The following is a 14,292-nucleotide window of genomic DNA, read 5'->3' as shown; positions in this document are numbered from 1 at the left end:
CAGCCGGGCAGAGGCGGCCGCTCCGCATCAGCGGGGCAGAGGCGGTCTGCTCCGTATCAGCCGGGCAGAGGCGGCCTGCCGCCCACCCGCTCCACTGCCCGCGCACCCGCCCGGCAGCCCTCCTCCGTCGCCTCCTCCGGCCCGGCGCCCGCGAGCAGGGCGCCGAGGAACGTGCCGGTGAAGGCATCACCGGCGCCCGTGGTGTCCCGCGGCGTCGCCGGCACGGCGGGAACGCGGGCGCACACCTTCCCCGAACGGGCCACGAGTGCTCCCTCGCGCCCCTGCTTGGCGACGACCAGCGGGATGCTCAGGCTCAGCTCGGCCGCCGCGTCGGCCGCGTCGGCCAGTCCCGTCAGCAGGCACGCCTCGTCCCGGCTGGGCAGCAGTACGTCCACGCCCTCGACGAGCGCCAGGAAACGCTCGACGCCCAGCTCGGTGAGGAACCCGGCCGACGCCGGGTCCAGACTCACCGGCACGCCACGCGCGCGTGCGGTCTTCAGAGCCACCGTCACCAGGGCGCGACCCGTTTCGGAGAACAGCAGGTAGCCCGACAGGTGCAGCCGGGCCACCCCGTCGAGCAGCGCGTCCGACCAGTCGGCGGGTTCGAGCCGCAACGACGCGCCGCTGTCGGTGAGGAACGTCCGCTCCGCCGAAGCGTCCCGGTCCACCAGACAGATCACCGTGCCGGTCGGCGCCCGCGGGTCGACGACGAGCTGCGGGCGCACGCCGTGGACCGCCAGTTCGCGCTCGTGCCAGACGGCCGTATCCGCGCCCACACGCCCGAGCAGCCGTACCTCCGCCGCACCCCGGTGTGCCGCCCAGCACGCCACATTGGCTCCCGCCCCGCCCGGTACCGTCCGGACCGAGGCAACCGTGTCCGTGCCCGCCGCGAGCGGCCCCCGGTGCAGCGCGACGACATCGGTGACGACGTCCCCGACCACCAGCAGCGCCGCGCCCTCCCCAGAGCGCTCTTCACAGCCCGTGGGGTGACCGGCCCCGGTCCCGGTCACCCCCGGGCCCAGGCCGCCGCGATCCGCGCCGCCAGGCGCACATTGCCGCGGACCGCCGCCAGGTTGGCGCTCAGGGAGGCCCCGTCGGTGTGCCGCACCAGATAGTCGAGCAGGAACGGCGTGACCGCCTGGCCGGTGACCCCCTCCGCCTCGCACGCGTGCAGCGCGTCCGCGAGCACGCGCGCGTGCAGCTCCGGATCGAGCTGCTCCTCCTCGGGGACGGGGTTGGCGACGATCAGTGCCGACTCCGGCTCGCCGAGTGCGTCCTGGGCCCGCATGACGTCCGCCACCTGCTCCGGCGTCCGCAGCGTCCAGTCCACCGGATGCCCCGAGTCGGACAGATAGAATCCCGGGAACCGGTCGGTGCCGTAACCGGCCACCGCGACACCCAGTGTCTCCAGCCGCTGCAGAGTCGCCGGCACGTCCAGGATCGACTTCACCCCGGCGCACACCACGGTGATCCGCGTCCGCGCCAGCAGCCCCAGATCGGCCGACTCGTCCTGCGTCACCGTCCATTCCCGGTGCACCCCGCCGAGCCCGCCGGTCGCGAACACCCGGACGCCCGCCAGCGCCGCCAGCAGCGCGGTAGCCGACACCGTGGTCGCCCCGCTCGCCCCGGAAGCCAGCGCGAGCGGCAGATCGCGGTGGCCCAGCTTGCGGATCCCGTCCTCGTTCGCGACCCGCTCCAGCTGCTCCTTGTCCAGTCCGACATGGGGACGCCCGTCCAGCACGGCGATGGTCGCGGGCACCGCCCCCTCCTGCCGCACGGCCGTCTCCAGCTCCAGGGCCACCTGGAGGTTGCGCGGCCGGGGCAGCCCGTGGGCGATGATCGTGGACTCCAGGGCCACCACGGGCTGCCGCGCCTCGAGCGCCGCCCGCACCTCTTCCGACATCACCAGCACCACGCGCCTGCCTCCTGTCAGTCGGTCCTCCCTCATCTCTGGCGGGCGGCACGCCGGGCCAAACCCTTGCGGGCTGTCGCGGAGGTCACGAGCCTGGAGTGCATGACGGACCACACAGCACGTCTCGACCACGTCGTCCTCTGGGTGCGCGACCCGGTCGCCGCCGCCGACTTCTACGAGAAGGCCGTCGGCATGGAGCCGCTCAGGCTCACCGAGTTCGCCGCGGGCCGGGTGCCGTTCCCCTCCGTGCGCGTCAACGACGAGACCATCCTCGACCTCATGCCGCTGACCTTCGCGGAACGCATGACGATGCTGCCCGGCGCCGCCGACAGCGCCGGCCACCCCGTCAACCACGTCTGCCTGTCCCTGCCCCGAGACGACTTCGACGCCCTTCTCGGACGCCTCGAGGAACGCGCCGTACCGGTGTCGGAGCTCTCGTACGACTCCTTCGGAGCCCGGGGCAAGGCCACCCGCAGCTTCTACTTCCGGGACCCGGACGGCAACGTCTTCGAGGCGCGGCACTACGACTGACTTCGAGGCGCGGCACTACGACCGACCAGGCGCGAGACCTCAGAAGAGAGGCTCGGGCAGCACCCCTTCCAGGGCGAGCAGCTTCCGCTTGGTCTCCAGGCCGCCCCCGAAGCCGCCGATGCCGCCGTCGCTCTCGACGACCCGGTGGCAGGGCACCACCACCGGCAGCGGATTGGCGCCCATCGCCATGCCCACGGCCTGCGCGGCGCCCGGCTGGCCCACCCGCCCGGCCAGATCGCCGTACCCCACGACCGTGCCGTACGGCACGCCCGAGGCCAGTTCGCGCAGGACCTCCCGGTTGAAGCCGGAGATCAGCGACCAGTCCAGCGGCAGGTCGAAGTCGCGTCGCTCACCCGCGAAGTACGCCGCGACCTGACGTATCGCCTCGGCCAGCAGCGGGGAGCCGGGCGCCTCGACGGGCTCGGTGCCGAGGCGCGACGCCAGTCGCTCGACCGCCCGGTCCCGCACCGCGTCCGTGGCATGAAACACCACGCTGACCAGGCCCTCGCGGGTCGCGGCCAGCAGCAGCGGACCGATGCCGCTGTCGATGACGCACCACACGACCCGCTGCTCGACCTGCCCATGACTGTCCATGCGCCCACCGTACGACCCACCACTGACAACGCCCCCGCGGCGGGAAGGCCGGCAGGCGGCTGCCGACCGCCGGCGCGACGGATCACCCGCCCACGGCCTCCCGCACCACATCGGGCTTGTTCGTGATGATCCCGTCGACGCCGTACCGGGCGACCCGCCGAGCCGTGGCCGCGTCGTCGACCGTCCAGGTGAAGACCTCCAAGGGTGTGCCGTGCGGTCCGTCGAACCCCTGCACGGCGGAGACGTACGCCGTGGAGACTGAGCCGTACGACGGGTTGATCTGGTCGGCGAAGCCGGCGTAGGCCGACAGGTCCGACACCGGCGGCGTCCCCAGGAAGCCGGTCTTCACGCCTGGCTTCAGCTCGTGCACCGTCCGCACGCTGTCCGCGCTGAAGCTCTGCACGATCAGCCGGCCCGCCAGATGCGACTTGTCGAGCCAGCCTTCGTTGCTCAGGACCTTGAGCGTCTGGCGCTCTATGCCCGGATAGAGCTCCGGGTTCTTGATCTCCAGGAGAAGTTTCTGGTGGTGCCGCTCGATGCGGTCCACGAACTGCTCCAGCGTCGGCACGCGCGCGCCCGCGTAGGCGGGGCCGAACCAACTGCCCGCGTCGAGACGGGCGATCTCGGCGGCGGTGAAGTCCTTCACCTTCCAGGGGGCCCGCCCGGGGAAGACCTCCTCGGCATCGGTGGTGCGCCGCAGATTGTCGTCGTGGACGACGACGAGCTCTCCGTCCCTGGTCTGCTGGACGTCGTTCTCCACCCAGGGGATGCCCAGCTCGGCCGCCTTGTCCACGGCGGCCAGCGTGTTCTCGGGCGCGTACGCGGAAGCGCCCCGATGGGCGATGACCAGCGGCACACCCCCGGCGTCGGCGGCCCCGGCGGGGGAGACGGGGACGAGGAGAGCGGCGGTCCCCAGGAGTGCGGTGGTGGAGGCGGCAACGGCGCGCGCGTGCATGCGTACTCCTCGCGTGAGCGTTCGGCGACATCACAGACAGATCAACTGTGACAGCAGAGGGTCAACGCGAGAGGGGTGCAGGATGGCCACAGGTTGAACGCAGATGCCCCAACTCCGGTCACTGGTGCCGCACAACTGGGGCAAGGCCGTGTTTCTTTGCCGGAAAGTCGTTCGACCATTCCGGTGGGAGTCATACTCTCTGCGTCAACCCTGACCGCTCGTGCGGTCCTGGGAGGGGGCACATCAGGAATTCCGGGACGCAAAGGGCGGGAAGGGCAGCCGCGCATGCAGGGCACGGTCGACGGATTCAGCTACGGCCTGGTCACACCCCTGGTGGCCTACCTCATGGCCTGCCTAGGCGGCGCCCTGGGGCTGCGGTGCACCACCAGATCCATGCTCGTCGCCCAGTCGTGGCGCCCCGGCTGGCTCGCCCTCGGCTCGGCCGCCATCGGCTCCGGCATATGGACCATGCACTTCGTCGCGATGATGGGGTTCACGGTCCGGGGGACCCCGATCCACTACGACAAGGCGATGACCTTCGCGAGCCTCGCCGTGGCGATCGTCATGGTGGGCGTCGGGGTCTTCATCGTGGGCTACAAGGGCGCCCGGGGAACGGCCCTCTTCACCGGAGGCACCATCACCGGTCTGGGCATCGCGTCGATGCACTACCTCGGCATGGCCAGCATGCGCCTGGACGGCAAGCTGGAGTACAACACCCTCACCGTCGGCATCTCCGTCGCGATCGCGATGTGTGCCGCCACCGCCGCGCTGTGGGCGGCCGGCCAGGTCAGGGGATTCCTGTGGAGCGTGGGTGCCAGCCTCGTCATGGGGCTCGCCGTCAGCGGCATGCACTACACCGGCATGGCCGCCCTCGACGTCCACCTCCACGGCACCTCCGCACCCGCCTCGGGAGAGTCGCCCGCGGCCCTGCTCGCGCCCATGCTGATCGGCCCGCTCGCCTTCCTCCTGCTCGCGGGTGTCGTGGTGATGTTCGACCCGCTGATGGTCATGGGGAAGCCCACCGTCCCCGTCGAGCAGAGGCCCGGCATCCCCGCCCACACCCACAGCGCCGTCCACCACTCCGCGCACCGGCTGCGGTTCCGCCCCCGCCGTCCCGTGGAGCACAGCCGCTCCCGAACCCCGCAGAAGCGCTGATCGGAGCCCGTTGTCAGTGCGGGGTCGTACGGTGGATCCCATGCGGCCCGTTTCCCAGATCGAACGCACGGTGGCGCCCTTCGAGGTCGTCAGCCCCTACCAGCCGAACGGCGACCAGCCGACGGCCATCGCCGATCTCGCCCGGCGCGTCCAGGCAGGCGAGAAGGACGTCGTCCTGCTCGGCGCGACCGGCACCGGCAAGTCCGCCACCACCGCGTGGATGATCGAGAAGCTTCAGCGCCCCACACTCGTGATGGCGCCGAACAAGACGCTGGCCGCCCAGCTGGCGAACGAGTTCCGCGAGCTGCTCCCGAACAACGCCGTCGAGTACTTCGTCTCGTACTACGACTACTACCAGCCTGAGGCGTACGTCCCGCAGTCGGACACCTACATCGAGAAGGACTCCTCGATCAACGAGGAGGTCGAGCGCCTGCGCCACTCCGCGACCAACTCGCTGCTCACCCGCCGCGACGTCGTGGTGGTCGCCTCGGTCTCCTGCATCTACGGCCTCGGTACGCCGCAGGAGTACGTGGACCGCATGGTCCCCCTCAAGGTCGGCGACGAGTTCGACCGGGACGAGCTGCTGCGCCGCTTCGTGGACATCCAGTACACGCGCAACGACATGGCCTTCACCCGCGGCACCTTCCGCGTCCGGGGCGACACCATCGAGATCTTCCCGGTCTACGAGGAGCTGGCCGTCCGTATCGAGATGTTCGGCGATGAGATCGAGGCGCTGTCCACCCTCCATCCGCTCACCGGCGAGATCATCAGCGACGACCAGCAGCTGTACGTCTTCCCGGCCTCCCATTACGTCGCAGGGCCCGAGCGCCTGGAGCGGGCGGTCAACGACATCGAGAAGGAGCTGGGCGAGCGCCTCTCGGAACTGGAGAAGCAGGGCAAGCTCCTGGAGGCCCAGCGCCTCAGGATGCGCACCACGTACGACATCGAGATGCTCCGCCAGATCGGCTCCTGCTCCGGCGTGGAGAACTACTCGATGCACTTCGACGGCCGCCTGCCCGGCTCCCCGCCCAACACCCTGCTGGACTACTTCCCGGACGACTTCCTCCTCGTCATCGACGAGTCGCACGTCACGGTGCCCCAGATCGGCGCCATGTACGAGGGCGACGCCTCCCGCAAGCGCACCCTCGTCGACCACGGCTTCCGGCTGCCCTCCGCCCTGGACAACCGCCCCCTGAAGTGGGAGGAGTTCCAGGAGCGCATCGACCAGACGGTCTACCTGTCGGCGACCCCCGGAAAGTACGAGCTCTCCCGCGGGGACGGCGTCGTCGAGCAGATCATCCGCCCCACCGGCCTGGTCGACCCGGAGGTCGTCGTCAAGCCCACCGAGGGCCAGATCGACGACCTGGTGCACGAGATCCGGACGCGCACCGACAAGGACGAACGCGTCCTGGTCACCACGCTCACCAAGAAGATGGCCGAGGACCTCACGGACTACTTCCTGGAGCTGGGCATCCAGGTGCGCTATCTGCACAGCGACGTCGACACCCTGCGCCGCGTCGAGCTGCTGCGTGAGCTGCGCGCCGGCGAGTACGACGTGCTCGTCGGCATCAACCTCCTGCGGGAGGGCCTCGACCTGCCCGAGGTGTCCCTGGTGGCGATCCTGGACGCCGACAAGGAGGGCTTCCTGCGCTCCGGCACCTCCCTGATCCAGACCATCGGCCGCGCCGCGCGCAACGTCTCGGGCCAGGTCCACATGTACGCCGACAAGATCACCCCGGCGATGGAGAAGGCCATCGACGAGACCAACCGGCGCCGGGAGAAGCAGATCGCGTACAACACGGAACAGGGCATCGACCCCCAGCCCCTCCGCAAGAAGATCAACGACATCGTCGCCCAGATCGCCCGCGAGGACATCGACACCGAGCAGCTGCTCGGCTCGGGCTACCGCAAGGGCCGCAAGGACGGCGGGGGCGCCACGGCACCCGTGCCCTCCCTGGGCGGCAAGTCCGCCGAGGGAGCCAAGCCCGCCAAGGGCAGGGGCAGGGCCAAGGAGACGGTGCCGACCGACCGCCCCGCGGCCGAACTCACCGAGCAGATCGAGGAGCTCACCACGCGCATGCGGGCCGCCGCCGCGGACCTCCAGTTCGAGATCGCGGCCCGGCTGCGCGACGAGGTCTCCGAGATGAAGAAGGAACTGCGCCAGATGAAGGAGGCGGGCCTGGCCTGACAACGGACCGCGTACGCGCAGTGTTGCAAGACCGACACAAAGCGCCGACCGGGGTACGTCACTGTCAGTGCCGCTGCGTAGGGTTCTGGTCAACCGCGAATGCGCGGCAACAGGGGACGTTCGAGAGGGGAATCAGCGCGTGACCGTCAACATGACCAAGGGTCAGGCCATCAGTCTTCAGAAGAACGACGGCGGCAGCCTGACCGCGGTGCGGATGGGTCTCGGCTGGCAGGCGGCTCCCCGGCGCGGCCTGTTCGGCTCACGGACGCGCGAGATCGACCTCGACGCCTCCGCCGTCCTGTTCGCGGACAAGCAGCCGGTCGATGTCGTCTTCTTCCGCCACCTGGTGAGCGACGACGGCTCGGTGCGCCACACCGGCGACAACCTCGTCGGCGGTGTCGGCCAGGGCGGCGACGACGAGGCCATCCTCGTCGACCTCTCCCGCGTCCCGGTCCACATCGACCAGATCGTCTTCACCGTGAACTCCTTCACGGGCCAGACGTTCCAGGAGGTGCAGAACGCGTTCTGCCGCCTGGTCGACGAGACCAACGGCCAGGAGCTCGCCCGCTACACGCTGGCCGGCGGCGGCCAGTACACGGCCCAGATCATGGCGAAGGTGCACCGCTCGGGCCCGGGCTGGTCGATGACGGCCCTGGGCAACCCGGCCAACGGCCGCACCTTCCAGGACCTCATGCCGACGATTCTGCCCGTCCTCTAAGGCCTCAGGGGCAACCGCTCGGGGCGGGCCGGCGAGCGGCACACGACACCACACAACGACACAGGGGGACGAAGGCGATGACGGCCGAGCTGGTGCGGGGGCAGAACCACCCGCTCTCCCAGGCCCGTCTCGAGATCCGGGTCTCGGCCGGCACGCCGATCGTGGCCGCGGCCGCGCTCAGCGACGAGACCGGCAGGATCCACGGCGTGGAATGGGTGGCCCATCCGGGCGCACCCACCCAGCCCGGGCTCGAGGTCTCCCGGCAGGCCGCCGCCGACCACCGCCTCGCGGTGGACCTGGACGCCCTGCCGGAGGCCGTCCACCGTGTCGGCGTGCTGCTCTCCCTGCCCGCCGGCGGGGCGGGCCCGGTCCGCTTCGGCGCCGTCGCCGCCCCGTTCGTCGCCGTCACCGGCCTCGACGGCGGCGAGATCGCCAGTTACACCCTCACCGGTCTGGACACCGAGTCGGCCGTGGTCGCCCTGGAGCTCTACCGCAGGCAGGGCGCCTGGAAGGTGCGCGCCGTCGGCCAGGGGTACGCGGGAGGCCTCGCGGAACTCCTCACCGACCAGGGCCTGCCCCAGGCCCACCAACTGGCCGGCAGCATCAACGAGGCGGTGGCCCAAGGGCTGGCCCGCTCGGTGCAGGCGCCCCCGCCGCGCACCGCGGACAACGACCGTTCCCGCCAGACAGCGTCCCCGGCCCTGGGCCCGGACCAGGGCGGCACCGCGCCCCAGGGCGCCCCCGGCTCCGTACCGCCCACGTCCCCGTACGGCGGACAGCCGCCGGGCGTGCCGGGACAGCCCGCACCGCAGCCGACGTATCCCGGCACGGCACCGGACACTTCCGCCGTCACCCAGCCGTCCGTGCCGACCGCGGGCAGCCCGATCGACTACAGCCATCCGCGCCGCCAGAACGCCGCTCCGCCCCCGCCGCCCACCGCACCCCCGGCCGCGCCCGGGCAGCCCGCTCAGCCCGTCGCGGGCGACGCGACCGGCTGGTCCATGGAGGAGCGGCTCTACAACCAGGTGTGGGGCATGTTCGAGGACCTGGCTCGCACCACCGCTGCCTACCGCAGCGCCGTCGACTTCGCCGAGTCCCGTATGGACAAGGAGCTCGAGCAGGTCCTGTCCGACCCGCGCAGCCGGATCGGCGGGCAGGGTGACGCCGCCCGTGAGGCGGCCCGCGCCCGGCACGCACAACTCGTCGACCAGGCCAGGGAGGCCCTCGACCGGGACATCGCCCAGCTCACGGCAGAGGCCGACGTCGTCGAACCGGCTCTGCCGCCGGCGTACGCCCGCTGGGACAACCCCGTGTGGCATGGCTACCGGGTGCCGATGGAGATTCCCATGGCTCTGCGCCTGGGTGACCTCCATCTCCCGGAGGCCGACCGGATCCGCATCCCGATGCTGGTCCGGCTGCCGCTGGAGCGTGGTCTGTGGATCGACAGCGGCCACACCGGATCATCCGACGGTTCGTTCACCGACTCGCACGCCCTGGGGCGTCTCGGCATGGAGACGGCGGTCGCGCACGCGGCCCGGCTGCTCGCCGTCTATCCGGCGGGTGAGTTCACCGTCCATGTCATCGACCCGGCCGGCTCGGGGGCGCAGCCGCTGGCACCTCTCGTGCAGAGCGGTGTGCTCGCGGCCCCGCCCGCGCTCGGCGCCGCAGGGGTGGCGGACGTGCTGGGCCGGCTCACCCAGCGGGTCGACCTGGTGCAGATGGCGGTGCGCGGAGGCGCCGCCGACTCCCTGCCGCCCGGTTTCGACACCTCGCAGCAGCTGCTGATCGTCAACGACTTCCCGCACGGCTTCGACGACCGCGCCGTGAACCAGCTGCGCTATCTCGCCGACGAGGGCCCCGCCTTCGGTGTCCATCTGATGATGGTGGCCGACCGTGAGGAGTCCTCCGGATACGGGCCTTTGCTCGACCCGCTGTGGCGTTCGCTGTTGCGATTGACGCCGGTGCCCGACGACCACCTCGCCGACCCGTGGGTCGGTCATGCCTGGACGTACGAGCCGTCGCTGCTGCCGCCGGGCAGTCAGGTCCTCCAGCAGGTGCTCACCCAGGTCGCGACAGCCCGCACCAAGCGCTTGTAAAGCCTCCTGAACTGGGGTTTTGATCCTTCTTTTGCCAAGCGCTTTACCTTTTCTTGGTGATTGAGGTACTGTTATCGGCACGGAGGGGAGTACTCCCTATCTGCTGCGGCGTACCCGTCAATACGGATCAGGCCAGATCCCGGGGCGTCGGCCCATCCTTGGGTGGAAGAGACCTCCGGCAGCGACGACGCTGACATTTGCCGTTAACGACTGCCGGAGGCGCAGTGGATGTTTCCGTGACCCTATGGGTCCTGACGATCGTGGGCCTCGCCGCCCTGATCGCGGTCGATTTCTTCATCGGCCGCAAACCGCACGACGTGTCGATCAAGGAAGCCGGGATCTGGACGGTTGTCTGGATCGTGCTGGCCGCGCTCTTCGGGCTCGGTCTGCTGGTGTTCGGCGGCGGCCAGCCCGCCGGCGAGTTCTTCGCGGGCTTCATCACCGAGAAGTCGCTGAGCGTCGACAACCTCTTCGTCTTCGTCCTGATCATGGCGAAGTTCGCGGTGCCCTCGCAGTACCAGCAACGCGTTCTCCTGATCGGTGTCCTCATAGCCCTGGTCCTGCGGGCCATCTTCATCGCGGCCGGCGCGGCGATCCTCGCCAGTTTCGCGTGGGTGTTCTACATCTTCGGCGCCTTCCTCATCTGGACCGCCTGGAAGCTCATCCAGGAGGCCCGCGCTGACGAGGAGGACGAGGATTGGGAGGAGAACAAGCTGCTCAAGGCCGCCGAGCGCCGCTTCGGTGTGGCCGACCGCTACCACGGCACCAAGCTGTGGATCCAGGAGAACGGCAAGCGGGTCATGACCCCGATGCTGGTCGTGATGCTCGCGATCGGCACCACCGACGTCCTGTTCGCCCTCGACTCCATCCCCGCGATCTTCGGCCTGACGCAGGACCCGTACATCGTCTTCACGGCCAACGCGTTCGCCCTGATGGGTCTGCGGCAGCTGTACTTCCTCATCGGCGGTCTGCTGAGGAAGCTGGTCCACCTCAGCTACGGTCTGTCGATCATCCTGGGCTTCATCGGCGTGAAGCTGGTGCTCCACGCTCTGCACGAGTCCGGGGTGCACGTCCCCGAGATCAGCATTCCGGTATCGCTCGGCGTGATCTGTGCCGTCCTGATCGTCACCACGATCACCAGCCTGCGGGCTTCCAAGAAGCAGGCGGCGGCCGAGGCGGCGCAGGGCGAGAGCGGAAGCGCTCCGAAGGACAGCGTCGACGTCTGACCGCTCGGACGTAGGAACAACCATCACCGGGACCGGTGGTCGGCGAATTGCCGACTGCCGGTCCCGGTGCTTGCTTGTTTCCTGAGCGCGTTTCCCGGCCTGGGGGCGCCGTGGCCGGCTGGAGGTGCCATGAAGTTCGTGCAGATCATCGACTTCGAGACCGAGCGCTTGGACGAGATGGAGCAGATTTTCGAGGACGCGGAGCGGCGCTTCGCCGGCCGGACGGGCGGCCCCACCCACCGCACGCTCCTGAAGGACCGCGACAACCCCCGCCGCTATCTGGCGCTGATCGAGTTCGAGTCGTTCGACGAGGCCATGCGCAACAGTGAGGACCCCGAGACCGGCAGGATGGCGGAGCATCTGGGCGCGCTGTGCATCGGCGAGCGGGTCTACACCAACTGCGACCTTCTGGACGCCAGCGAGCTCAAGTAGGCCCCGGCTCGGGCCCCGCGCGACCGGAGTGCGGGGCCCCTGCACCTCTGCGACGATCACTGCATGATCGCTCGGCGCAGGCCGCTCACGGCACAGTGGACGACCTTGGTGCCCGTGCTCGCGGCCGTGCTGCTGGCCCTCACCTGGGGGCGCGACCTGCCCGCGGCTGTCGTCGCGCTGGTGACCCTGGTCCTGGCGGGAGCTGTTCTGTCCGCCGTCCACCACGCCGAGGTGGTGGCGCACCGGGTCGGTGAACCGTTCGGCTCCCTCGTTCTCGCCGTCGCCGTCACGATCATCGAGGTCGCCCTGATCGTCACCCTGATGGTCGACGGCGGGGACAAGACCTCGACACTGGCCCGCGACACGGTCTTCGCAGCCGTGATGATCACCTGCAACGGCATCGTCGGCCTGTGCCTCCTGGTCGCCTCGCTGCGGCACGGCACGGCCGTCTTCAACCCCGAGGGCACCGGCGCCGCACTCGCGACCGTCGCGACCCTGGCCACGCTCAGCCTGGTGCTGCCGACGTTCACCACGAGCAAACCGGGCCCGGAGTTCTCCACCGTCCAGCTGACCTTCGCGGCGGTCTCCTCGCTGATCCTGTACGGCCTGTTCGTCGCGACGCAGACCGTGCGGCACCGGGACTACTTCCTGCCGATCACCCGGCAGGGCGACGTGATCACCGCTGAGGAGCACGCCGCGGCGCCGACCGCCCGTACCGCCCTGATCAGCCTGGGACTGCTGGGCCTGGCGCTGATCGGCGTGGTCGGCCTGGCCAAGGGCGTGTCGCCCACCATCGAGTCCGGGGTGGAGGCCGCCGGGCTGCACCAGGCCGTGGTCGGCGTGATCATCGCGCTGCTGGTACTGCTCCCGGAGACCATCGCCGCGCTGCGCTCCGCACGCCGCGACCGCGTGCAGACCAGCCTGAACCTCGCCCTCGGCTCGGCCATGGCCAGCATCGGCCTGACCATCCCGGCCGTCGCGCTCGCGTCCGTGTGGCTGTCCGGCCCGCTGGTGCTCGGCCTCGGCGCCACGCACATGGTGCTGCTCGCCCTGACCGTGGTGGTGGCCTCTTTGACGGTGGTCCCTGGCCGGGCCACACCGCTCCAGGGCGGGGTCCATCTGGTGCTGTTCGCGGCGTACCTGGAGCTGGCGATCAACCCGTAGGCGCCTCAGCCTCCGCCCCGGCCTCTGCCTTCGCCCCCGCATCCACCGGAACCGGACGCGTCTCCGGCAGCAGCGCGAAGCACCCCAGGCTGACCAGTGCGATCGCCGTCAGATACGCGGCCACGCCCCAGGGCACCCGCCCGCCCTGCTCGGCGAGCGCCGTCGCCACGATCGGCGTGAGAGCGCCCCCGAGGACGCCGCCGAGGTTGTAGCCGACGGCGGCGCCGGTGCAGCGCACCCGCGGCTCGTACAGCTCCGGCAGATACGCGGCGATCACGGCGAACATCGTGATGAACGAGAGCATCGCGCCGAGGAAGCCGAGGAACATCGGCAGCGGCCTTCCGGTGGCGAGGAGCGCGACCATCGGGAACATCCACAGGGCGGCCGCCGCGCACCCGGCCAGGCACATGGGTCGTCGGCCGTAGCGGTCCCCGAGCATCGCCACCAGCGGCGTGAGCGCGCCCTTCACCACCACCGCGCCCATGATGCAGGTCAGCATGACGCTGCGGCTCACCCCGAGCCGTTCCGTCCCGTAGGCGAGGGACCAGGTCGTCACGGCGTAGAAGATCGCGTAGCCGATCGCGAGCGCTCCGCCGGTCAGCAGGAGGAGGCGCCAGTGGTCGCGCATGACCTCGGCGATCGGCACGCGCGCGTGGTCATCGAGCTCGAGGAAGCTGGGGCTCTCGGCGAGCGACGAGCGCAGCCACAGCCCCACGATCGCCAGCACCCCCGCCGCCCAGAACGGCACTCGCCACCCCCACGCGGCGAACTGCGCCTCGGAGAGCGTCGCCGACAGCCCCAGCACGACACCGTTGGCGAGCAGGAACCCCAGGGCGGGCCCGACCTGCGGGAAGCTCGACCACAGTCCGCGCCGATCGGCGGGCGCGTGCTCCACCGTCAGCAGCACCGCCCCGCCCCACTCCCCGCCGAGCCCCAGCCCCTGCAGGAAGCGCAGCACCAGGAGCAGCAGGGGAGCGGTCACGCCGATCGTGTCGTAGGTCGGCACACAGCCGACCGCGACCGTGGAGGCGCCGGTGAGCAGCAGGGAGGCGACGAGGACCGGCCGTCGTCCGCGCCGGTCCCCGATGTGCCCGAACAGCACCGACCCGAGCGGCCGCGCCACGAAACCCACGCCGAACGTGGCGAAGGCGGCCAGCGTCCCGGCCACCGGCGAGAAGGTCGGGAAGAACAGCGGCCCCAGGATGAGGGCCGCCGCGGTCCCGTAGACGAAGAAGTCGTAGAACTCGATGGCCGTGCCGGCGAGCGAGGCGGCCGCGAGGCGCGGCATGGAGGGTGCCCTTACGGTGCGTACGTCGTGCAT

The 14,292-nt window shown here is 70.6% G+C and carries 13 protein-coding genes; 8 read left to right on the top strand and 5 right to left on the bottom strand.

What is annotated here, in order from left to right; all coding sequences use genetic code 11:
* Positions 1 to 56: 56 nt before the first annotated feature.
* Together OHU35_RS10520 and OHU35_RS10515 are read right to left on the bottom strand one after the other, a co-directional pair.
* Positions 57 to 1,010 (bottom strand): carbohydrate kinase family protein, encoded by a 954-nt coding sequence (locus OHU35_RS10520; RefSeq protein WP_405505198.1) that lies wholly within the window; start codon positions 1,008 to 1,010, stop codon positions 57 to 59.
* Positions 1,007 to 1,912, bottom strand: coding sequence for a pseudouridine-5'-phosphate glycosidase (locus OHU35_RS10515; RefSeq protein WP_405509204.1), 906 nt, complete (start codon positions 1,910 to 1,912; stop codon positions 1,007 to 1,009). Before OHU35_RS10515 ends, OHU35_RS10520 begins: the two co-directional genes overlap by 4 nt.
* Positions 1,913 to 2,014: 102 nt before the next feature.
* Here OHU35_RS10515 and OHU35_RS10510 point away from each other — a divergent pair, with 102 nt between their 5' ends.
* Positions 2,015 to 2,443, top strand: coding sequence for a VOC family protein (locus OHU35_RS10510; protein WP_189730939.1), 429 nt, complete (start codon positions 2,015 to 2,017; stop codon positions 2,441 to 2,443).
* A gap of 39 nt (positions 2,444 to 2,482) precedes the next feature.
* On the opposite strand, the gene OHU35_RS10505 is transcribed toward OHU35_RS10510, so the two are convergent.
* Together OHU35_RS10505 and OHU35_RS10500 are read right to left on the bottom strand one after the other, a co-directional pair.
* On the bottom strand, positions 2,483 to 3,037 hold the full coding sequence (locus OHU35_RS10505; RefSeq protein WP_189730941.1) for a methylated-DNA--[protein]-cysteine S-methyltransferase: 555 nt from the start codon (positions 3,035 to 3,037) through the stop codon (positions 2,483 to 2,485).
* Positions 3,038 to 3,119: 82 nt separating this feature from the next.
* On the bottom strand, positions 3,120 to 3,992 hold the full coding sequence (locus tag OHU35_RS10500; protein ID WP_189730943.1) for a glycerophosphodiester phosphodiesterase family protein: 873 nt from the start codon (positions 3,990 to 3,992) through the stop codon (positions 3,120 to 3,122).
* Positions 3,993 to 4,277: 285 nt separating this feature from the next.
* Between OHU35_RS10500 and OHU35_RS10495 the strand changes: the two genes are divergently transcribed.
* The 7 genes from OHU35_RS10495 (at position 4,278) to OHU35_RS10465 (ending at position 12,971) form a co-directional block, all read left to right on the top strand.
* Positions 4,278 to 5,147, top strand: a complete 870-nt coding sequence (locus OHU35_RS10495; RefSeq protein WP_189730945.1) for an MHYT domain-containing protein — start codon at positions 4,278 to 4,280, stop codon at positions 5,145 to 5,147.
* A gap of 40 nt (positions 5,148 to 5,187) precedes the next feature.
* Positions 5,188 to 7,335, top strand: coding sequence for an excinuclease ABC subunit UvrB (gene uvrB, locus OHU35_RS10490; protein ID WP_405505197.1), 2,148 nt, complete (start codon positions 5,188 to 5,190; stop codon positions 7,333 to 7,335).
* 139 nt (positions 7,336 to 7,474) lie between these two features.
* Positions 7,475 to 8,053 carry a TerD family protein gene (locus tag OHU35_RS10485; RefSeq protein WP_189730949.1) on the top strand — a complete coding sequence of 193 codons (579 nt, stop codon included), beginning with the start codon at positions 7,475 to 7,477 and terminating at the stop codon, positions 8,051 to 8,053.
* A 77-nt stretch (positions 8,054 to 8,130) separates the two neighbouring features.
* Positions 8,131 to 10,149 carry a TerD family protein gene (locus tag OHU35_RS10480; protein ID WP_405505196.1) on the top strand — a complete coding sequence of 673 codons (2,019 nt, stop codon included), beginning with the start codon at positions 8,131 to 8,133 and terminating at the stop codon, positions 10,147 to 10,149.
* 224 nt (positions 10,150 to 10,373) lie between these two features.
* Positions 10,374 to 11,375 (top strand): TerC/Alx family metal homeostasis membrane protein, encoded by a 1,002-nt coding sequence (locus OHU35_RS10475; RefSeq protein ID WP_189730958.1) that lies wholly within the window; start codon positions 10,374 to 10,376, stop codon positions 11,373 to 11,375.
* Positions 11,376 to 11,504: 129 nt separating this feature from the next.
* Positions 11,505 to 11,807 (top strand): hypothetical protein, encoded by a 303-nt coding sequence (locus OHU35_RS10470; protein ID WP_189730960.1) that lies wholly within the window; start codon positions 11,505 to 11,507, stop codon positions 11,805 to 11,807.
* Positions 11,808 to 11,870: 63 nt separating this feature from the next.
* Positions 11,871 to 12,971, top strand: coding sequence for a calcium:proton antiporter (locus OHU35_RS10465; RefSeq protein ID WP_189730962.1), 1,101 nt, complete (start codon positions 11,871 to 11,873; stop codon positions 12,969 to 12,971).
* Here OHU35_RS10465 and OHU35_RS10460 read toward each other — a convergent pair.
* On the bottom strand, positions 12,961 to 14,259 hold the full coding sequence (locus OHU35_RS10460) for an MFS transporter (protein ID WP_189730964.1): 1,299 nt from the start codon (positions 14,257 to 14,259) through the stop codon (positions 12,961 to 12,963). The genes OHU35_RS10465 and OHU35_RS10460 overlap by 11 nt on opposite strands.
* Positions 14,260 to 14,292 lie beyond the last annotated feature (33 nt).

The sequence above is a fragment of the Streptomyces purpurascens genome, from assembly GCF_045040895.1.
Lineage (GTDB): Bacteria > Actinomycetota > Actinomycetes > Streptomycetales > Streptomycetaceae > Streptomyces > Streptomyces purpurascens.
This window is presented reverse-complemented; position numbering and strand designations above follow the sequence as displayed.

What these genes read in the sequence shown, in the direction of transcription:
- OHU35_RS10495 (WP_189730945.1), top strand. Translation starts at nt 4,278, where the DNA reads ATGCAGGGCACGGTCGACGGATTCAGCTACGGCCTGGTCACACCCCTG.
- OHU35_RS10505 (WP_189730941.1), bottom strand. Translation starts at nt 3,037, where the DNA reads ATGGACAGTCATGGGCAGGTCGAGCAGCGGGTCGTGTGGTGCGTCATC.
- OHU35_RS10500 (WP_189730943.1), bottom strand. Translation starts at nt 3,992, where the DNA reads ATGCACGCGCGCGCCGTTGCCGCCTCCACCACCGCACTCCTGGGGACC.
- OHU35_RS10470 (WP_189730960.1), top strand. Translation starts at nt 11,505, where the DNA reads ATGAAGTTCGTGCAGATCATCGACTTCGAGACCGAGCGCTTGGACGAG.
- OHU35_RS10460 (WP_189730964.1), bottom strand. Translation starts at nt 14,259, where the DNA reads ATGCCGCGCCTCGCGGCCGCCTCGCTCGCCGGCACGGCCATCGAGTTC.
- OHU35_RS10510 (WP_189730939.1), top strand. Translation starts at nt 2,015, where the DNA reads ATGACGGACCACACAGCACGTCTCGACCACGTCGTCCTCTGGGTGCGC.
- uvrB (WP_405505197.1), top strand. Translation starts at nt 5,188, where the DNA reads ATGCGGCCCGTTTCCCAGATCGAACGCACGGTGGCGCCCTTCGAGGTC.
- OHU35_RS10465 (WP_189730962.1), top strand. Translation starts at nt 11,871, where the DNA reads ATGATCGCTCGGCGCAGGCCGCTCACGGCACAGTGGACGACCTTGGTG.
- OHU35_RS10480 (WP_405505196.1), top strand. Translation starts at nt 8,131, where the DNA reads ATGACGGCCGAGCTGGTGCGGGGGCAGAACCACCCGCTCTCCCAGGCC.